At 71.7% G+C, this 18181-nt stretch carries 10 protein-coding genes; 5 read left to right on the forward strand and 5 right to left on the reverse strand.

Translation table 11 applies throughout. The annotated features are described in order from the left end of the window. Positions 1 to 9: 9 nt before the first annotated feature. Positions 10 to 2028 (reverse strand): amylo-alpha-1,6-glucosidase, encoded by a 2019-nt coding sequence (locus tag ACTWQE_RS05240; RefSeq protein ID WP_443327623.1) that lies wholly within the window; start codon positions 2026 to 2028, stop codon positions 10 to 12. A 518-nt stretch (positions 2029 to 2546) separates the two neighbouring features. Here ACTWQE_RS05240 and ppdK point away from each other — a divergent pair. Together ppdK and ACTWQE_RS05250 are read left to right on the forward strand one after the other, a co-directional pair. Beyond that, entirely contained in the window at positions 2547 to 5276 is a 2730-nt protein-coding gene (gene ppdK / locus ACTWQE_RS05245) for a pyruvate, phosphate dikinase (RefSeq protein WP_443327624.1), read from the forward strand. 553 nt (positions 5277 to 5829) lie between these two features. After that, complete coding sequence (locus ACTWQE_RS05250; protein ID WP_443327625.1) at positions 5830 to 6906, forward strand: helix-turn-helix domain-containing protein; 1077 nt, start codon at positions 5830 to 5832, stop codon at positions 6904 to 6906. 95 nt (positions 6907 to 7001) lie between these two features. Here the strand turns inward: ACTWQE_RS05250 and ACTWQE_RS05255 are convergent, their stop codons facing one another. Beyond that, positions 7002 to 8162 carry a PhoX family protein gene (locus ACTWQE_RS05255; protein ID WP_443327709.1) on the reverse strand — a complete coding sequence of 387 codons (1161 nt, stop codon included), beginning with the start codon at positions 8160 to 8162 and terminating at the stop codon, positions 7002 to 7004. A gap of 272 nt (positions 8163 to 8434) precedes the next feature. On the opposite strand from ACTWQE_RS05255, the gene ACTWQE_RS05260 reads away from it, so the two are divergent. The 3 genes from ACTWQE_RS05260 (at position 8435) to ACTWQE_RS05270 (ending at position 13593) form a co-directional block, all read left to right on the forward strand. Beyond that, positions 8435 to 11248 (forward strand): ATP-binding protein, encoded by a 2814-nt coding sequence (locus tag ACTWQE_RS05260; protein ID WP_443327626.1) that lies wholly within the window; start codon positions 8435 to 8437, stop codon positions 11246 to 11248. Between the two features lie 215 nt (positions 11249 to 11463). Further along, the gene (locus ACTWQE_RS05265) at positions 11464 to 12213 is read left to right on the forward strand and encodes a dioxygenase family protein (protein ID WP_443327627.1); all 750 of its coding nucleotides are present in this window, start codon (positions 11464 to 11466) and stop codon (positions 12211 to 12213) included. 222 nt (positions 12214 to 12435) lie between these two features. Beyond that, on the forward strand, positions 12436 to 13593 hold the full coding sequence (locus ACTWQE_RS05270) for a hypothetical protein (RefSeq protein WP_443327628.1): 1158 nt from the start codon (positions 12436 to 12438) through the stop codon (positions 13591 to 13593). Between the two features lie 562 nt (positions 13594 to 14155). Here the strand turns inward: ACTWQE_RS05270 and ACTWQE_RS05275 are convergent. The 3 genes from ACTWQE_RS05275 to nirB all read right to left on the reverse strand — a co-directional run bounded on the left by ACTWQE_RS05275 (position 14156) and on the right by nirB (position 18181). Further along, positions 14156 to 15097 carry an oxidoreductase gene (locus ACTWQE_RS05275; RefSeq protein WP_443327629.1) on the reverse strand — a complete coding sequence of 314 codons (942 nt, stop codon included), beginning with the start codon at positions 15095 to 15097 and terminating at the stop codon, positions 14156 to 14158. A gap of 133 nt (positions 15098 to 15230) precedes the next feature. Next, the gene (gene nirD, locus ACTWQE_RS05280) at positions 15231 to 15587 is read right to left on the reverse strand and encodes a nitrite reductase small subunit NirD (protein ID WP_443327630.1); all 357 of its coding nucleotides are present in this window, start codon (positions 15585 to 15587) and stop codon (positions 15231 to 15233) included. Next, positions 15587 to 18181 (reverse strand): nitrite reductase large subunit NirB, encoded by a 2595-nt coding sequence (gene nirB, locus ACTWQE_RS05285; protein ID WP_443327631.1) that lies wholly within the window; start codon positions 18179 to 18181, stop codon positions 15587 to 15589. Before nirB ends, nirD begins: the two co-directional genes overlap by 1 nt.

The following is an 18181-nucleotide window of genomic DNA, read 5'->3' on the forward strand; positions in this document are numbered from 1 at the left end:
CGTCGCGGATCAGGACAGCCCCGGCGTCAGCGCGCTGAGCAGCGCCAGAGGAGTCGCCGCCGCCCACGCCTGGGGCGAGCACGAGTGCGGATACGGCACGGGCACCGGGTGCTCGTCCCGGCCGTATCCCGCCATGGCCTCCGGCAGCCTCCAGTCGTGCACCGCCGCGGCCTCCACCAGCCCTCGGACGACGGCCAGCGCCTGCTCGGTCAGCCCGTACCGGGCCAGCCCCAGCACGATCAGGGCATTGTCATGCGGCCAGACCGACCCCTTGTGCCAGGAGAGCGGGTGGTACGGGGCCTGGCCCGCGGCGAGCGTACGGATGCCCCAGCCGGAGAAGAAGTCGGCTCCCAGCAGCCGGCGTCCGACCGACTCGCCTCGCGCGGGGTCCAGAATCCCGGACCACAGCAGATGCCCGGCGTTCGAGGCGAGCACATCGGCCTGGCGGCCCTCACCGTCCAGGGCCAGTGCCGGAAATCCGTGTTCCGCCATCCAGAACTCCCGGTGGAAGCGGCTCCGCAGCGTGGCGGCGGCTCCCTCCAGCCGGTCCGCGAACGCCGTGTCGTCCCAGGTCTTGCGGGCCAGCCCGGCGGTGCGGACCAGGGCGTCGTACGCGTACCCCTGCGCCTCCGCGACAGCGATGGGCCCCTCGGCCGGAGTCCCGTCGCTGAAGCAGATCGCGCCCGGGGAGTCCTTCCAGGTCTGGTGGCACGGCCCGCCGCTCTCGGCGTTCCCGGGGAAGACCAGCCAGCCGTGCTCCGCCAGGCCGCCGTCCCGGAACATCCACTCGACCGCGGCGCGCGCCTGCGGTGCCAGACGGCGGGCGAGCACGTCGTCGGCGGTCCGCTCGGTGTACGCGTGCAGCAGCGTGAGGAAGAGCGGGGTGGAGTCGACGGCGCCGTAGTAGCGCCCGTACGGCACCTGCCGGAAGTGCGCCAACTCGCCGTACCTGATCTCGTGTGCGATCCGGCCCGGCTGCTCCTGCCGGGGCGCGCCTCCGCCGAACGCGGGGGGAGGGTCGTACGCCGTGCCCTGGGCCGCGGCGAGTGCCGCCAGCGTCGCGGCCGCCAGCTCCGGGCGGTACGGCAGCGTGAACAGCGAGGTCAGCAGGGAGTCGCGGCCGAAGAGCGCGAGAAACCAGGGGATTCCGGCCGCAGGCACGCGCAGCCGCTCCCCGTCCGGTCCGCTCGCCGGGACCCGCAGCCCCGCGAGGTCGGCCAGCCCCTGCTCACAGGCGCGGGCCAGCTCGGCCCAGCCGATCAGGTCGCGGGGGCGGGGGTGTGCGCCGGTGAACGTGGCGTTCTCCCGCGCGGGGCCGGCGACCGCCATGGCCGGAGGCTGGATCGGTGGTGCCTCCGGCTCGGCCTCGGCCCCGGCGCCGGAGGGCAGGGCCAGGGCCTGCAGCGTGATCTCCCCGGCGCCGTGCGGGGCCAGCTCCACGCGCCACTCCAGGGTGTGCGCGGTGCCCCCGGCCATACGGGACACCGCGTCGGGGGCCGGGACGGCGGTGACCACCGTGCGGGAGTGCCACGGGGACTGCCCGGAGGCGGCGGCGCGCTCGTAGGCGAACTCGACGCCGTCCGCCAGCGCGGAGGCTGAGCGTACGGCGTCGGCCTTGTCGTAGCTGTGCTGGTCGGAGCGCAGCTCGAACTGGTCGGCGAAGTCGGCGTCCACGGTCAGGGTGATACGGGCGGACGTCGGCTCCGGGCGGTTGCTCGTCAGCCGGACGCGCTCGGCCAGCGAGCGGCCGGCGACCGCCTGTTCGCGCCAGACCGTGTACGCGGGGGGCTCCTGGTCGCTGCCGGGAGGGGTCAGTACCGCGGCCAGTGGCCGGTCGGGCCCCGCCTGCCCTGCCGCGACGAGGAGTTCGGGCGGTGCGCCGTCCACGGTCAGCTGCCATCGGCTGAGGTGGCGGGCGTCCCGCGAGAACAGCCCGTCGGGAGAGGCGCCCCGCGCCTCGCTGATGTCGCCGGAGTCCGTCACCACGGCGAAGGTGCCGTCGTGGACCAGGAGGTGGTGTCCTGTCATTCGGCCAGGCCTTCCCTTCGTCGTGCCCCGCGGGCGGATCACAGTGCGCGGAGCGGTGATCACTCCGTGTGTCCGTATCACAGAAGACGGGACGAAGTGGACGCGCCACACGGGCGCTCATCTGAGCGAAAGAGGCTCCGAATGTGTCCACGAGGTGAGATCCAGTCGACAGAGCGGCGTGATTCTCGCCACCCCTGATAGGGGTGCCGCTCAGATGAGCGCTGGAAAGCAGGGTGCACCTTTCCAAGGTGTGGCACTGGGTGCCACCCGCAGGAGCTTCGGCTCATTGATCATTTGTTGCTCTCCGTGTGGGATCCTCGGTGGTCTTTTGTACGGAGCGTAGTTCTGGCTTCATTACTTGAATGTGTTGAGCAGCGTGCTCGTAGGGCTCCCCACTTTGGATCTGCTGGCGGACGAGTGGTTACAGCCGTATGACGGCCAAGTGGACGTACTCACGCGCCTTTGATCTGGGTACGCTCCCGGCCGTCAGGGCAGCCGTCCGCGAGGAGTCGAGTCCCGTGTCGGAAACAGAAGATCAGCAGAAGTTCGTCTACGACTTCACCGAGGGCAACAAGGACCTCAAGGACCTGCTCGGCGGGAAGGGAGCCAACCTCGCCGAGATGACCAACCTCGGTCTCCCGGTGCCCCCGGGCTTCACCATCACCACCGAGGCCTGCAAGGTCTACCTGGACAGCGGTAACGAGCCCCCCGCGCTGCGCGACGAGGTGAGCTCCCACCTCGAGGCCCTCGAGCGGAAGATGGGCAAGAAGCTCGGGCAGCCGGACAATCCGCTGCTGGTGTCCGTGCGTTCCGGTGCCAAGTTCTCCATGCCCGGCATGATGGACACCGTCCTCAACATCGGCCTCTCCGACGAGTCCGTCGGCGGTCTCGCCGCGCAGGCCGGGGACGAGCGCTTCGCCTGGGACTCCTACCGTCGCCTCATCCAGATGTTCGGCAAGACCGTGCTCGGCGTCGACGGCGACCTCTTCGAGGAGGCCCTCGAGGAGGCCAAGCGTGCCAAGGGCGTGACGGTCGACGTGGACCTCGACGCCGGTGATCTCCAGCGGCTCGTCGAGCAGTTCAAGGGCATCGTCCTCAAGGAGACCGGCCGCGAGTTCCCGCAGGAGCCGCGCGAGCAGATGGACCTCGCCGTACGGGCCGTCTTCGACTCGTGGAACGGCGACCGCGCCAAGCTCTACCGCCGCCAGGAGCGCATCCCCGGCGACCTGGGCACCGCGGTCAACATCTGTTCCATGGTCTTCGGCAACCTCGGGCCCGACTCCGGCACCGGTGTCGCCTTCACGCGCGACCCCGCCAGCGGCCACCAGGGCGTCTACGGCGACTACTTGCAGAACGCGCAGGGCGAGGACGTCGTCGCCGGTATCCGCAACACCGTGCCGCTGGCCGATCTCGAGCGGATCGACAAGGCGTCGTACGACCAGCTGATGCAGATCATGGAAACCCTCGAGACGCACTACAAGGACCTGTGCGACATCGAGTTCACCATTGAGCGCGGCCAGCTGTGGATGCTCCAGACCCGTGTCGGCAAGCGTACGGCGGGCGCCGCCTTCCGGATCGCCACCCAGCTCGTGGACCAGGGCCTGATCGACGAGGCCGAGGCGCTCCAGCGGGTCAACGGCGCCCAGCTCGCCCAGCTGATGTTCCCGCGCTTCGAAGATGATGGAGCCCGCGGCGGGAAGGGGCCGGAGAAGATCGGCCGGGGCATCGCCGCCTCCCCGGGCGCGGCCGTCGGCAAGGCGGTCTTCGACTCCTACACCGCGGTCAAGTGGTCCCGGTCCGGCGAGAAGGTCATCCTCATCCGCCGGGAGACCAACCCCGACGACCTCAACGGCATGATCGCGGCCGAGGGCATCCTCACCTCGCGCGGCGGCAAGACCTCGCACGCCGCGGTCGTGGCGCGTGGCATGGGCAAGACCTGTGTCTGCGGCGCCGAGGAGCTCGAAGTCGACACCAAGCGGCGGCGGATGACGGCACCGGGTGACATCGTCATCGAGGAGGGTGACGTCGTCTCCATCGACGGCTCCTCCGGCAAGGTCTACCTGGGCGAGGTACCCGTCGTACCGTCCCCGGTCGTCGAGTACTTCGAGGGCCGGATGCACGCCGGCGCCGAGGATGCCGACGAGCTGGTCAAGGCCGTGCACCGGATCATGGCGTACGCGGACCGGGTGCGCCGGCTGCGCGTACGGGCCAACGCCGACAACGCCGAGGACGCCGCCCGCGCCCGCCGGTTCGGCGCCCAGGGCATCGGGCTGTGCCGCACCGAGCACATGTTCCTCGGCGAGCGCCGCGAGCTGGTCGAGCGGCTGATCCTCGCCGACACCGACGACGAGCGCGAGGAGGCGCTCGGCGCCCTGCTGCCGCTGCAGAAGGCCGACTTCGTCGAGCTGTTCGAGTCGATGGACGGTCTGCCGGTCACCGTACGGCTGCTCGACCCGCCGTTGCACGAGTTCCTGCCGGACATCACCGAGCTGTCCGTACGCGTCGCCCTCGCCGAGTCCCGCAAGGACCCCAACGAGAACGACCTGCGGCTGCTGCAGGCCGTGCACAAGCTGCACGAGCAGAACCCGATGCTCGGGCTGCGCGGTGTGCGTCTCGGCCTGGTCATCCCGGGTCTGTTCGCCATGCAGGTACGGGCCATCGCCGAGGCCGCCGCCCAGCGCAGGAACGCCAAGGGCGACCCGCGGGCCGAGATCATGATTCCGCTGGTGGGCACCGTCCAGGAGCTGGAGATCGTCCGCGACGAGGCCGAGAAGGTCATCGCCGAGGTCGAGGCCGCGACGGGCACCGAGCTCAAGCTGACCCTCGGCACGATGATCGAGCTGCCGCGGGCTGCTCTGACGGCAGGTCAGATCGCGGAGGCGGCCGAGTTCTTCTCCTTCGGCACCAACGACCTCACCCAGACCGTGTGGGGCTTCTCCCGCGACGACGTCGAGGCGAGCTTCTTCACCGCGTACCTGGAGAAGGGCATCTTCGGGGTCAGCCCGTTCGAGACCATCGACCGGGACGGCGTCGGCTCCCTCGTACGGAACGCCGTCGAGGCCGGGCGGGCCACCCGCCCCGACCTCAAGCTCGGCGTCTGCGGTGAGCACGGCGGCGATCCGGAGTCCGTCCACTTCTTCCATGAGGTGGGCCTGGACTACGTCTCCTGCTCGCCGTTCCGGATCCCGGTGGCGCGCCTGGAGGCGGGCCGCGCCGCGGCGGAGAGCGAGGGCAGCGACCACCGCTGACCGACGCGTGAGCCCCCGCCCCGGGGGCATGTCCCCCGGGCGGAGCGAGCGTTGGAGCGGAAGAACCACCGGGGCAGTCGCCGGATTCCGACCCTCGACCGGCGGCGGCTCCGGCACCCTGAAAGGGGCGGCACCTGTGCGGAGGTGCCGCCCCTGCTTTTGTGAACCGCGTACCACCCATGGCTTTCGCAGGTGTCCAGGGAAGCGTGGAAGAGCCGGGACAAGCGGACAGGAATATGCGCGTCCGGTGAATCGCCGCCCGTTTACAGGCGGTCGGCCCGCGGTCCGAGCGGGCTCGTGTGCACCGGACCGCGGGCCGTAACCCCTGCCGGACGCGAGGCGGTACCCAAAGCCGCCCGGAAGTAAACCGCCGCACTGCCCCCACAACAGTCTTATCGGCGACTTCCGTGTGCCCGACGGGGTCCAGCATTTCGGTACACCCCGTATGCCCGCGACCCGTTTCAACTGTGGCCAAAAGGGCGTGGTGACCGACAGTGCCGGAGTGCATACTCGGTGACCGGGACAAAGGCGGGGGGCCACTTGTGGGGGTTTGGTGCTACGCATCCATTTCACCGGGCTTGACCTCGCCCGGGTCCGGATAGCCGCTCGTCCGGACGCTCTCTGGGAATCCATCCTGAGCTTTCACCGACTACGGGACAAACAGGGGCCATCGGTCTACGGGCCGTGGCGCTGCGAAGCACGAACACGGTTGAGCGGTGAAACACGCCTGCTCGCTTCGCTGGTGCCGGTCCGAGGTTACTTCCCCGACTTCCTGACACCGCCGGAAGGCGTCCTCGGCGTGGAGCCGGCGATCGAGGCGCTGCGCGAGACCCCGGCCCACCGTCTCCAGCATGATCTGTCGCTGCTCGGGACGGTGCGTTCACGGCCGGGCTGGGTCCATGACCTCGCGGAGGGCCACACCGGGTCGCTGCGCCGGCTGCTCGGCGCCCTGCGCAGCTACCACCGGGCCGCCATAGCCCCGTACTGGCCGCATATCCGGGCCCGGATCGAGGCCGACCGGGCGGCTCGCGGCCGGGCGCTGCTGGACGGTGGCGCGGACCGTCTGCTGGCCTCGCTGCCGGCGATGATGCGCTGGCGCTCGCCGGTGCTGGAGGCGGACTACCCGGTGGACCGGGACCTGTATCTGGGCGGGCGGGGGCTGTTGCTCCTGCCGTCGTTCTTCTGCCGCCGGACGCCGGTGACGTTCCACGACCGGGATCTGACCCCGGTGCTGGTCTATCCGGTGGAGCACACCGAGCCGTCGGCCCCTGCGGCCCCGGTGCGCTCGTACGCCGGGGACGTCGGCTCGGGGTCGCTCGGCAAGCTGGTCGGCCACACCCGCTCCGCAGTGCTGCGGACCATCGGCCACGGCTGTACGACCGGCGAACTCGCCCGCAGGGTCGGTGTGTCCGCGGCCTCGGCCAGCCAGCATGCGAGCGTGCTGCGCGAAGCCGGACTCGTCGTCACCCTGCGGCACGGGGGCGCCGTGCTGCACACGCTGACACCGCTGGGCGCCGCCCTGTTGCGTGGCGGCGCCGCAGCGGTACCGACCCTGCCCGAGACGTCGGAGATGCCGCAGGTGTCCCAGGTGCCGCAGGTCTCAGCGGCCGCGAGCGGGTCGGGACGGTGAGGGGTTGGGTGGTGCCATCCGGTGAACGGGTGGGGGCGCCGACGCAGGCCCGCCCGAGCGCACCGGTCGGGGAACGGGGGCTGTGCGGTGGGGTGTTACGAGCGGAACGGCCCGGTCACCTCGTAGGTGATGCCGCCCGACGAACTGCCGGTCGTGCCGCGCTGGCTGGAGAAGTAGAGCCGCCGGCCGTCGGGGGAGAACGCCGGCCCGGTGACCTCGGAAGAGGACTGGCCGTTGATGCGCAGGAACGGGGCGACGACGTCGTCGGGGGTGATGATGCAGATCTCCATGTTCCCCCCGTCCTCGGCGACGAACAGATCGCCGGAGGAGGAGCCGGTGACGTTGTCCACGCCGGTCAGCGGAGCGCCGCCGCCCACCACCAGCGAGTCGTCGTAGGCGAGTTCATAGGTGCTGCTCGCCAGGTTGAGCTGCCAGACCCGGTTGTCGCCCTTGGTGGTGAACCAGACGGTGTCGTTGGCGTAGTGACACCCCTCGCCGCCGTTGAATCTCTTCGCGCCCGAGACCTGGTCGCGGGTCAGGGTGGGGGAGCCGTCGGGGTCGGGCACGGTCGCCCAGGTGAACGAGCCGGACGTGGCGGTGCCCGCCTTGAGCACCTGCAGGGTGCCGGAGGACAGGTTGCCCCAGGTGGCCGGGACGAACCGGTAGAGGCAGCCGTTGCTCTCGTCCTCGGTCAGGTAGACCACCTTGCGCACCGGGTCGGCCGCGGCGGCCTCGTGCTTGAAGCGGCCCATGGCGTCGCGGCGCGTGGCGGGGTTCACACCCCACGGGTCGGTCTCGTAGACGTAGCCGAGGCTGACCTCCTCGCAGGAGAGCCAGGTGTTCCAGGGCGTCTTGCCGCCGGCGCAGTTCTGCCGGGTCCCGGACAGGATGCGCCGGGCGCCCGTGATGGTGCCCGTGGAGCTGAACGTGATGGAGCCGGCTCCTCCGCTGGGGTTGATCTCGGAGTTGGAGACGTAGATCCAGCCCGTGCCGTTGGCGAAGCAGGCGCCGCCGTCAGGGGCGTTGTGCCAGGTGTACGAGGTACCCGGGACGGTCTGCCCGGACCGGGCGATCACCCGGCTGGTGAATCCGCTGGGCAGCTGGATGCCGTTCGCGTCGGCCGCGCCCAGACTTCCGTAGGGGCCAGGGCCCGGCTGGGCGGGTGCCGCGTAGGCGGCTCCCCGCATCAGTGTGCCGCCGAAGGCCGCGGCTGAGGTTCCGATGACTGCTCCGCGCAGGAAATTGCGACGTTCCACTGTCACTCCACCGAAGTTGTGACTGCCCCGCGGCCGGTCGGCCCGCGGAGTCGCGCGCCAACGGACGATAGAAGTGGGTAGTTGACGGTGGAACAACGACTGGTGAAGCGGCAGTGGTGTTTGCCCAGCGCGCCCGTGCCCTGCCGTCGAGGCCGGTGTCGAGGTCGGCCCGACGTTCGACGACCGGACCTCCGTACGCCATCCCGCCGTGTCCCCTGGGAGGTGTGATGTGAAAGATGGTGCGAGGGGCAGGGCCCCGGCAGGATGCTGCTGTGACGACGACGCACCTTTGTGAGGCATGCGGCACCGAACTGCCCTCCCATGCCCGGCGTGCCCGGGAGGGTGCGGGCCAGGGCGGTCGGCCGGCCCGGTACTGCTCCAGTGCCTGCCGGCAACGCGCCTTCCGGCGGCGTACGGCCCAACACGATCCGGGGCACGCGGAGTCGCACCACGCGGCCCCTCCGCCCGGTCCGCTTCCACGGGGCCGCGGGCTGCCCCGGCCGCTCGACGCCTTCGTCGGTCGCGAGCGCGAACTCTCCCGGCTGCGCACCCTGCTGAGGTCCTCGCGTCTGCTCACCCTGGTCGGCCCGGGCGGGGTGGGCAAGACACGTCTGGCGCTGGAGCTCGCGGCCGGCGTGCGGGCCGGCCGCGAGAACCGCGCTCAGCTGGTGGAACTCGACTCGCTCGCGGACGGCGAACTGCTGCCGCAGACCGTCGCCGCCGCCCTCGGGGTGGGTGAGCGGGGCGGCCGGACGGGTGTCGAGGCACTCGTCCACGCGCTCGGCGACCGCACGGTGCTGATCGTCCTGGACAACTGCGAGCACTTGGTCGAAGCATGCGCGCGGCTGGCCGCCACCCTGCTGGGGCGCTGCCGCGGGCTGCGCATCCTCGCGACCAGCCGGGAGACCCTGCGCGTACCCGGCGAGATGGTCTTCCGCGTCGGCGAGCTGTCGCTCTCGCCGGCCGACGAGGACCACGATACGGTCGCGCTGCTGCGGTCGGACGCCGTTCGGCTCTTCGTGGAGCGGGCCCGGACGTGTGAACCGGACTTCGAACTCCGCCTCGGCAACGCCCGTACGGTGGCCGAGATCTGCCGACGGCTGGACGGACTGCCGCTGGCCATCGAGCTGGCCGCGCGCCGGACCGGCTCCCTCCCGCTGGGCGACATCCTGGCCGGGCTGGGCGACCAGCTCTCCCTTCTCACCGACGGCAGCAGGACGGGGCCGGGCCGCCACCGCGAGCTGGCAGCCGCGATCGACTGGAGCCATCGATTATTGGACCCCGTCGAGAAGGCGGTGTTCCGGCGTCTCTCCGTCCTCGGAGGCGGTTTCGATGCCGCCGGAGCGGCCAGGATCTGTGCCGATGCGGCAGACGGCCCCGGGGCGGCGGCCGTGGGTCCGCACGGGGCGACAGGTGCGTACGGGGCCGTTGTTCCGCCCCCGGGTGCGTACCGGCCCAGTCGCGATGGGGCGGCCGCAGCCGGGCCGGGGTCCGATACGGCGGACGGGCCCGGGCCGGGGCGGGCCGAAAGTACCGACCGGGCGGACAGGGACGGTGGCGCCGACAGGGGTGATGGCGCGGGCAGGGGCGGCGCCGGGAGGGACGGTGGCGCCGGGAGGGAAGGTGGCGCCGGCAGGGAGACCGGTGCCGTGGTCCCGCCGGAGCAGGTGCTGCGCGTGATCTGCGCCCTGGAGACCAAGTCCCTGCTCGTACGCGTACGGGGCGACGACCACGACACGGCCAGGTTCCGGCAGCTGAGCGCGATCCGCGCCTACGGGATGGAGCGGCTCGCCGAGTCCGGTGAACTGCACTCCACCTGGCACCGGGCCCTCGACTGGCTGGCCGGGCAGACGGAGAGCGCCTCCCCACCGGTGTTCGCCGATTCCGCCGCGCAACCGCTGAGCGAGGAGCGGGAGAACCTCACGGCGGCCGTCGCGTACACCGCCGCCCGGCCCGACAGCCGGCACGTTCCGCTCGCCATCGTGCTGGCGCGGCTGCGGTACCAGCAGGAGCAGGTGACGGCCGCCCGCGTCCTGTTGTCCGGGGTGCTGGACCGGGCGCGGGGCTCGCGGCACCGGGGTGCGGCGCTGGCCCTGGCCGCACGGTCGGCCTGTATGCAGGCGGATCACGCGGCCGCGCTGGACTACGCCGAGGAGGCCGTCGCCGTCGAGCGGGCCGGGAACCGCCCCGCGGGACTGGCCAATGCCCTGGACGCGCTGGCGGCCGCCCGGCTCTGCCGCAGCGAGTTCCCCGAAGCGGTCGCCGTCTTCGCGGAGGTCCTCGACCTGGTCCGTACGCTCGACCGCCCGCTGGACACCGCGCTGTGTCTGCACCACCTCGCCTGGGCCCTGCTGCAGACGGGCAGAGCCGACGAGGCCGATGACCTGATGCCGGAGTGCCTGCCCGCACTGCGGTCGGGTGCGCCGTCGGGCCAGTTGACGGCGGCGCTGCACACGGCCGGCGCGATCCGGCTGGCGCTGGGGGACGTCGATACCGCCGAGGAGTTGTTCGCGGAGGTGCTCCGCAACGCGCCCACGGAGAGCTTCCACTCGCTGTATCCCCTGGAAGGGCTCGCCATCGTGGCGGCCGAGCGGGGTGAGATGCCGCGGTCGCTGCGGCTGTACGCGGCCGCCGCCGAGACCCGCAGACGGATCGACAGCGAGCCCGAGGCCCAGTGGCAGCGGCAGGTGGAGGCGGCGGCGGCGCGGGCGAAGGAGCGGCTCAGCCCGTCCGGGGCCGACGCGGCACTGGGCGCCGGGCGCAGGCTGCGCGGTGACCGGCTGACGGCGTACGCGCTGCGCGGCGCATACCCCGCCGCCGGGACCTCCGGCGATTCCGGGCGCACCGGTGCCACCGTCGGCGGATCGCAGCTGACCGGGCGGGAGATGTCGGTCGCGACGCTGGTCGCCGAAGGGCTGACGAACCGACAGATCGCTTCGCATCTGAACCTGTCGAAGAGCACGGTGGCCACGCACCTCGACAGCATCCGTGACAAACTGGGCGTGCGCTCCCGTACGCAGATCGCCCTCTGGGCCGCCGGACGTCCCCGCTCCGGCCCGGGATCGCATCCCGAGCCCGAATCCTGAGCCCGAACGCAGCCGGGTGCCATGGGGTTTCGTAACGCCCGTAAGTCGTCGGTCATCTGGTCGATGCTGTGATCCCGGTGTACCGCCGAGGCTGTGCGGAACAGGGCATTCCAAGGGCCGCCGGCCGGCTGTCGCTCTCGCAATCCGGCTGCCGGCCGGTCCTTTCCCCCCACGGAATGCCCTGGCGAGCGAGTCGATTCCGGCAAGGAGACGCGATGCGGTACGACCACGATGCGGGCTCGGATGCAGTGACCGGCCCGGGCTCCCCGGCGCAGGCGGGCGACGCGGAGAAGAGCTCGAGAAGGGCCTTCATCCGGTCCGGTTCCGTGGGCGTGACCACGGTCGCTCTGGCGGCAACTGTCGCCGCCTCGACCGCTCCGGCCGCCTCCGCGCCCCGTCCGCCGGAGCTGCGTCGCGCCGGCCTTCCGCTGGCCATCACGCCGTCCTGCTCCGGTCAGGAGACCCCGGAGGCGACGGAGGGCCCGCTGTTCAAACCCACCTCCCCGGAGCGGGGCAACTTCATCACCCCCGCCATCAACGGTGTGCGGCTGGATCTCGGCGGAGTCGTCTATGACACGGCCTGCAAGCCGCTTGCGGAGACGCTCATCGAGTTCTGGCACTGCGACCAGAACGGCGACTACGACACCACGGGATACTCCCTCCGCGGGCATCAGTACACCAACAGCAGGGGTGCGTTCCGGCTCAGGACGATCATTCCCCGGGACTACTGGGGCCGTTGGGGACAGCGGGCACCGCACATCCACACGAGGGTGCAGGTGTCCGGCAGTCCCCTGCTCGTCACCCAGCTGTACTTCCCGGACGACACCCAGGCGTACGGCCGTGACTTCGCGGCGCTCAACGCCCAGGACCGGCTCTTCAACCGCGCCTGCACCATCGGGCTCACGGGCCCGTCGAACGGCTCCTACACCGGCACGTTCGACTTCGTCCTCAAGACCACGGTGTAGGCGATGCACCGGGCCCTCGGGACCACGACCTGGTCAAGACACCTGGTTCTCGAAACCACGCCATGGCCCGCAGGACCGCGGTCCAGCAGGAGCTGTCGCCGTATCCGCGTGGCAGGCCGCCGGCCGGCGTCGAGTGACCGATCCACCGGTCCTCCGTCCGGTGCCCTGTCCGGCATCAGCACGACCCCCCACACCTCCCCCCCACCACACAAGGAAACCGTGATGCCATCGAGCACGTCATCCCCGGCGCCGAAGGCTCGCCGGACGCCCCTCCTGGCGGCGGTCGCCATTGCCGTCGCGGCCGGGTCCCTGGCCGTCTTCGGCCTGAGCGGTGATCCGACCGCACCGGCCGCGTCCTCCGCGCCCACGTCCTCCGCGCCGCGGGCCGGGGCGTGGCAGGAGACCCCGGTACCGGTGAAGAAGGGCGACCTCACCGCCGTCGCCGCGCTGAACGACAAGCAGGCCTGGGCCGTGGGTTACCGGCTGAAGAGCGCGACTTCGCTCGAAGCCGTCGCACTCCGCTGGAACGGTACCTCCTGGGCCCAGGAGTCGACCCTCCCGGACAACAGCTTCCCGCAGGCCCTCGCGGTCCGGTCGGCCACCGACATCTGGGTCGTCGGCACCGCGACCGAGCACTGGGACGGAAAGACCTGGACCACGCACCGACCGGCCCGCGACCCGGACGGCCGGCTCGTCCCCGACGCCGTGGCGACGACATCCGACGGCAAGGCCTGGACGGTGGGCCGCGCGGTTCCCGGGTCCATCAAGGAGGGGGTGCCCGCCATCCAGGTCTGGGACGGCAAGAACTGGACCAAGCAGTCGCTTCCCGACGTCGGCAAGGGTGAACTCACCAGCGTGGCGGCCATCGCGCCGGACGACGTATGGGCCGCGGGCACCGCGTTCGCGGCCGACGACACCTCCCGGCAGTCGGCTCTTCTGCTGCACTGGGACGGCTCCGACTGGAAGCGGGTCGCCGCTCCCGGCGTCGAGGGGGCCCACAGCTGGGCCGGCGGTATCACCGCGCTTGCCGCCGACGACATCTGGGCGGTGGGCGGCAGCACCACGGGAAGCTCCGAGCGGCCCTATGCGGTGCACTGGGACGGCAAGAAGTGGACCGCCGCGAAGACCCCGGCGGTCGCCGACGGCCGGCTGCGCGCCGTGGGCCGGGCCGGGGACGGCCGGCTCTGGGCGGTCGGCGGCAAGGGTTCCGCCCCCGTCGCCCTGCGCTGGGACAGCCAGGGCGAGCGGTGGACGGAAACCGCGGACCCGGGCGTGGTCGTACGGGGCTTCGCCACGGTGCCGAAGAGCGCCGACCTCTGGGTCGCCGGAATCGCCGAGGAAGGAGACCTGGTGCCCGCGATCACCCGCCTCAAGGGTTGAGGCGTGGTGTCCGGGGCGCTGCGCTGGGTGGTGGCCGAACCGGGGGGGCTGGTCCCGGCCACTACCCGCCTCGAGGGTGAGCCGCGTTCTTGGGCGTTGTGTCGGGTGGTGGCCGGACCGAGGGACCCCGGGTCCGGCCGCCGCTCGTCCCGAGGGCTGACGCGCACCCGAGGCAGCCGGTGCGGGGCGGGAAAGGTGCGCTGACCGCCCCGCACCGGCCCCGGTACGCCCCGACCCGACCGGCGTAAGTCCCGACCCGACCGGCCGCTGAGCCCCGCCCCCGGGGCACCCCCCGCACCGGCCCGTACGTTCCGCACCGGGCAGACACGCCGCGCTCGGCAGGTATGCCCGCGGGCTCCGGACGACGAGGACGAGTGGTGACCGGCGGAACGGAGCGGAGTTGCCGGGCGGCTCAGCCGTCCCCGAACAAGTCGCGACCTGGCCCCCGTGCTGTCCCCGGGACGATGCCCGGGCAGAGGCCGGGTCGCCTGGTCAGCAAGTCCCCGGTGGGGCGTAGGGGCGAGTTGCCACGGCTGCCGTACGAGTCGGTGGTACCGGTGAGCTACCGGGGCTGCTGCTCCTGCCGCTCCAGCGCCTCGTACGTCACACCCGTCAGCCGTTCCGACGCTCCCCACAGCTGCTCGCCCGCCGTGTCATTGCGTGTCCACGGGGCCCGGCGGGCAGGGCCCGGCGCGCCGCGGAAGTGGAGGCGCGGGCCGGTGTAGGAGCCCTGGCGCACACCGGGCGCGGTGGCGGCGTACAGCGTCGGCAGCGCCCCCGCCTCGGCGGACTGCGCGAGGACACGGTTTCCCACTTCCATGACGCGCTCGGCCGCGCGGCGCTCCTCCATCCGTACGCCCGCCGTCTGGAGGTTGGTGGAGGCGTAGCCCGGGTGCGCGGCCGCGGCCACCACATCCGCCCCCGCCCGTACCAGCCGCCGTGACAGCTCGTGGACGAAGAGCAGATTCGCGCTCTTGGAACGGGCGTACACCAGCCAGCGCCGGTAGCCGCGCTCGCTGTTGAGATCCCGCAGATCGATGTTGGCCAGCACGTGCAGGCCGCTGGAGACGCCGACCACCCGCGCACCGGGCGCGAGGAGCAGCTTCGGCAGCAGCAGGCCGGCCAGCGCGAAGTGCCCCAGATGGTTCACCCCGAACTGCATCTCGAAGCCGTCCACGGTCCGCCGGTGCGGCAACGCCATCACGCCCGCGTTGTTGACCAGCAGATCCAGCCGTTCGCGGCCGAAGGACCGGGCGAAGTCCCGTACGGAGGAGAGGTCCGCCAGGTCGAGCCGGGCGAACTCCACGTCCGCCCGGGGGACTTCCCTCCTGATGAGGGCCTCGGCCTCCTTGCCGCGCGTCTCGTCCCGGCACGCGAGAACCACATGCGCACCGTGCCGGGCGAGCTCGCGCGCGGTCACCCGGCCGAGGCCGCTGTTGGCTCCGGTCACCACCGCCGTGCGCCCGCTCTGGTCGGGGATGTCGCTCGCGGTCCAGCCCGTCATGACTGCCGGTCTCCTCGCGTCGTCGCAGGAAGTGCGCACATCGTGTTACCCGCGAGTCAGCCTAGTACCGCACTGCGCTCCTACGCCCGCCGTCCCCGCCATCGTCACGGCCGGGGGGCCTGCCGCCGCTCCCTCACTGGACCCGGACGGCGAAGGCGGGCACCGACACCGACTCGTCGTCCAGGCACTGCCCGGTGGTGAGATCGAAGCGCTGCTTGAGCAGGGGCGAGGCCACGAACGGCCGTCCGTCGTCCGCCGTGCGTCCGACGAGCCCGCGCGACAGGACGTACGCGCCGGTGAAGGGGTCCTGGTTGCCGATGGCGTACGCGACGCCCGCGCGGTCCAGGAACACCGCCACCTGCCGTCCGTCCGGCAGCAGTGCTGCCACCCCGCGCCCGGGGGTGAGGGCGGAGAGATCGCAGACGGCGAACCATTGCTGGTCGACGAGCAGCTCGACTCGTACCGTGATCCGTTCGGGTGCGAGCGTCATCAGACAGTGCTCCCTTCAAGGGTGCGGATGGGAAGGACGGGGCCGGCCAGCACGGTCAGATCCGGCTTGACCTGGTCGCGCTCGGGCACGAACCGGACCGAGGGGTCCGGGGTGCCCGGCGCGTTGACGAAGGAGACGAAGCGCTGCAGCCGCTCGGGGTCGTCGAGGGTGGCGGCCCACTCGTCGCGGTAGCCGGCGACATGGTCGGCCATGAGCTGCTCCAGCTCGTCGCAGAGGCCCAGCGAGTCGTGCACCACCACGTCCCGGACATGCTCCAGACCGCCCTCGATCCGCTCAAGCCAGGCCGAGGTGCGCTCCAGCCGGTCGGCGGTGCGGATGTAGAACATCAGGAACCGGTCGATCAGCCGGATCAGTTCCGCGTCGGACAGGTCCTGGGCCAGCAGGTCGGCATGGCGCGGATCGGCGCCGCCGTTGCCGCCGACGTAGAGGTTCCAGCCGTTGGACGTCGCGATGACCCCGAAGTCCTTGCCGCGCGCCTCGGCGCACTCGCGTGCGCAGCCGGAGACCGCCGACTTGAGCTTGTGCGGGCTGCGGAGCCCCCGGTAGCGCAGCTCCAGGTCGATCGCCATCCGGACCGAGTCCTGCACGCCGTAGCGGCACCAGGTCTGCCCCACACACGACTTCACGGTGCGCAGCGCCTTGCCGTAGGCGTGACCGGACTCGAAGCCCGCGTCGACCAGCCGGGCCCAGATACGCGGCAGCTGGTCGACGCTCGCCCCGAACAGGTCGATCCGCTGGCCACCGGTGATCTTCGTGTAGAGCCCGAAGTCGCGGGCGACCTCACCGATCACGATCAGCTTCTCGGGTGTGATCTCACCGCCGGGGATGCGAGGCACGACCGAGTACGAGCCGTTGCGCTGCAGATTGGCGAGAAAGTGGTCGTTGGTGTCCTGCAGGGCGGCCTGTTCACCGTCCAGGACGTAGCCGTCCGCGCCGATGGACGGCGCGAGCGAGGCGATGATCGAACCGACGGTCGGCTTGCAGACCTCACAGCCGTCGCCGCCGCGGGCCGACTCCCGGCCGTGCTCGTCGAGCACCTGGGCGAACGTCGTGAGGCTGCGCACCCGCACGATCTCGTACAGCTCGGCCCGGGTCTGGGCGAAGCAGCCGCACAGCCCCTTGTCCACGGTCACACCGCTCGCCTCCAGCTCGTCGTTGACGAGCGTGGTGAGCACCTTCACACAACTGCCGCAGCCCGTGCCCGCCTTGGTGCACTTCTTCACGGCCGGGACGTCGGTGCAGCTGTGTTCGGTGACGGCGGAGCGGATGGCGCCCTTGGTGACGTTGTGGCAGTTGCAGATGACCGCCTCGTCGGGCAGGGCGGACGGGCCGAGCGCGGCGGGCGCGCCGACACCGGCGGGCATCACCAGCTGCTCGGGCGACAGCGGAGGTACGGACCCGGTGAGCGGCCGCAGCATTCCGTACGCCTCGGCGTCTCCCACCAGGACCCCGCCCAGGAGGGTGCCGTCCGCGCCGACGACCAGCTTCTTGTAGACACCGGCCCGGGAGTCGGCGTAGACGACGTCGAGGCAGCCGGGGGCCGAGCCGTGCGCGTCGCCGAAGGAGGCGACGTCCACGCCCAGGAGCTTGAGCTTGGTGGAGAGGTCGGCGCCGGTGAAGGCCGTCGACGTCTCGCCGGCGATGGCGTCCGCGGCGGTCTCGGCCATCTCGTAGCCGGGCGCCACGAGACCGTAGACACGGCCGTCGGCGGCCAGCGCGCACTCGCCGATCGCGTAGACGGCCGGGTCGGAGGTGGCGCACTGCTCGTCGACCTTGATGCCGCCGCGCTCGCCGACCTCCAGACCGCAGTCGCGGGCGAGCTGGTCGCGGGGGCGCACCCCCGCGGAGAAGACGACCAGGTCGGTGGCGAGCGTCGAGCCGTCGGACAGGGACATGCCCGCGACCGTCCCGCTGTCGTCCGTGGTGACCTCCTGCGTGCCGACGCCCGTGTGGACCGTCAGCCCCATGTCCTCGATGGTGCGCAGCAGCGCGGCGCCGCCGCCGTCGTCCACCTGCACGGGCATCAGCCGCGGTGCGAACTCCACGATGTGCGTGTCGAGCCCGAGCCCCTTCAGGGCGCCGGCCGCCTCCAGTCCGAGCAGTCCGCCACCGACGACGGCGCCGGTCGTGGCCCCCTTCGCGTACTCCTCGATCGCGAGCAGGTCCTCGATCGTCCGGTAGACGAAGCAACCGGTGGAGTCCTTGCCGGGCACCGGCGGCACGAAGGGGTACGAGCCGGTCGCCAGGACGAGCGTGTCGTAGGTGACGGTCAGCCCCGAGCGCGAGGTGACCGTGCGCGCCGTACGGTCGATCGTCTGCACCGGGTCGTCGAGGTGCAGCTCGATCCCGTGCCGCTCCATGAAGTCCGGTTCCACGAGGGAGAGTTCGTCGGGGGTTTTACCGGAGAAGTACGAGGTCAGCTGCACGCGGTCGTAGGCGGCGCGCGGCTCCTCGCACAGGACGACGACGCGCGCCCGCTCGGTGACCCCGCGGTCGGCGAGGGCCTCCAGGAACCGCTGGCCGACCATCCCGTGGCCGACGAGCACAATCGTGGGGTGAGACGCGATCGGCAT

It is taken from the genome of Streptomyces sp. 8N706 (assembly GCF_052245415.1).
GTDB lineage: Bacteria > Actinomycetota > Actinomycetes > Streptomycetales > Streptomycetaceae > Streptomyces.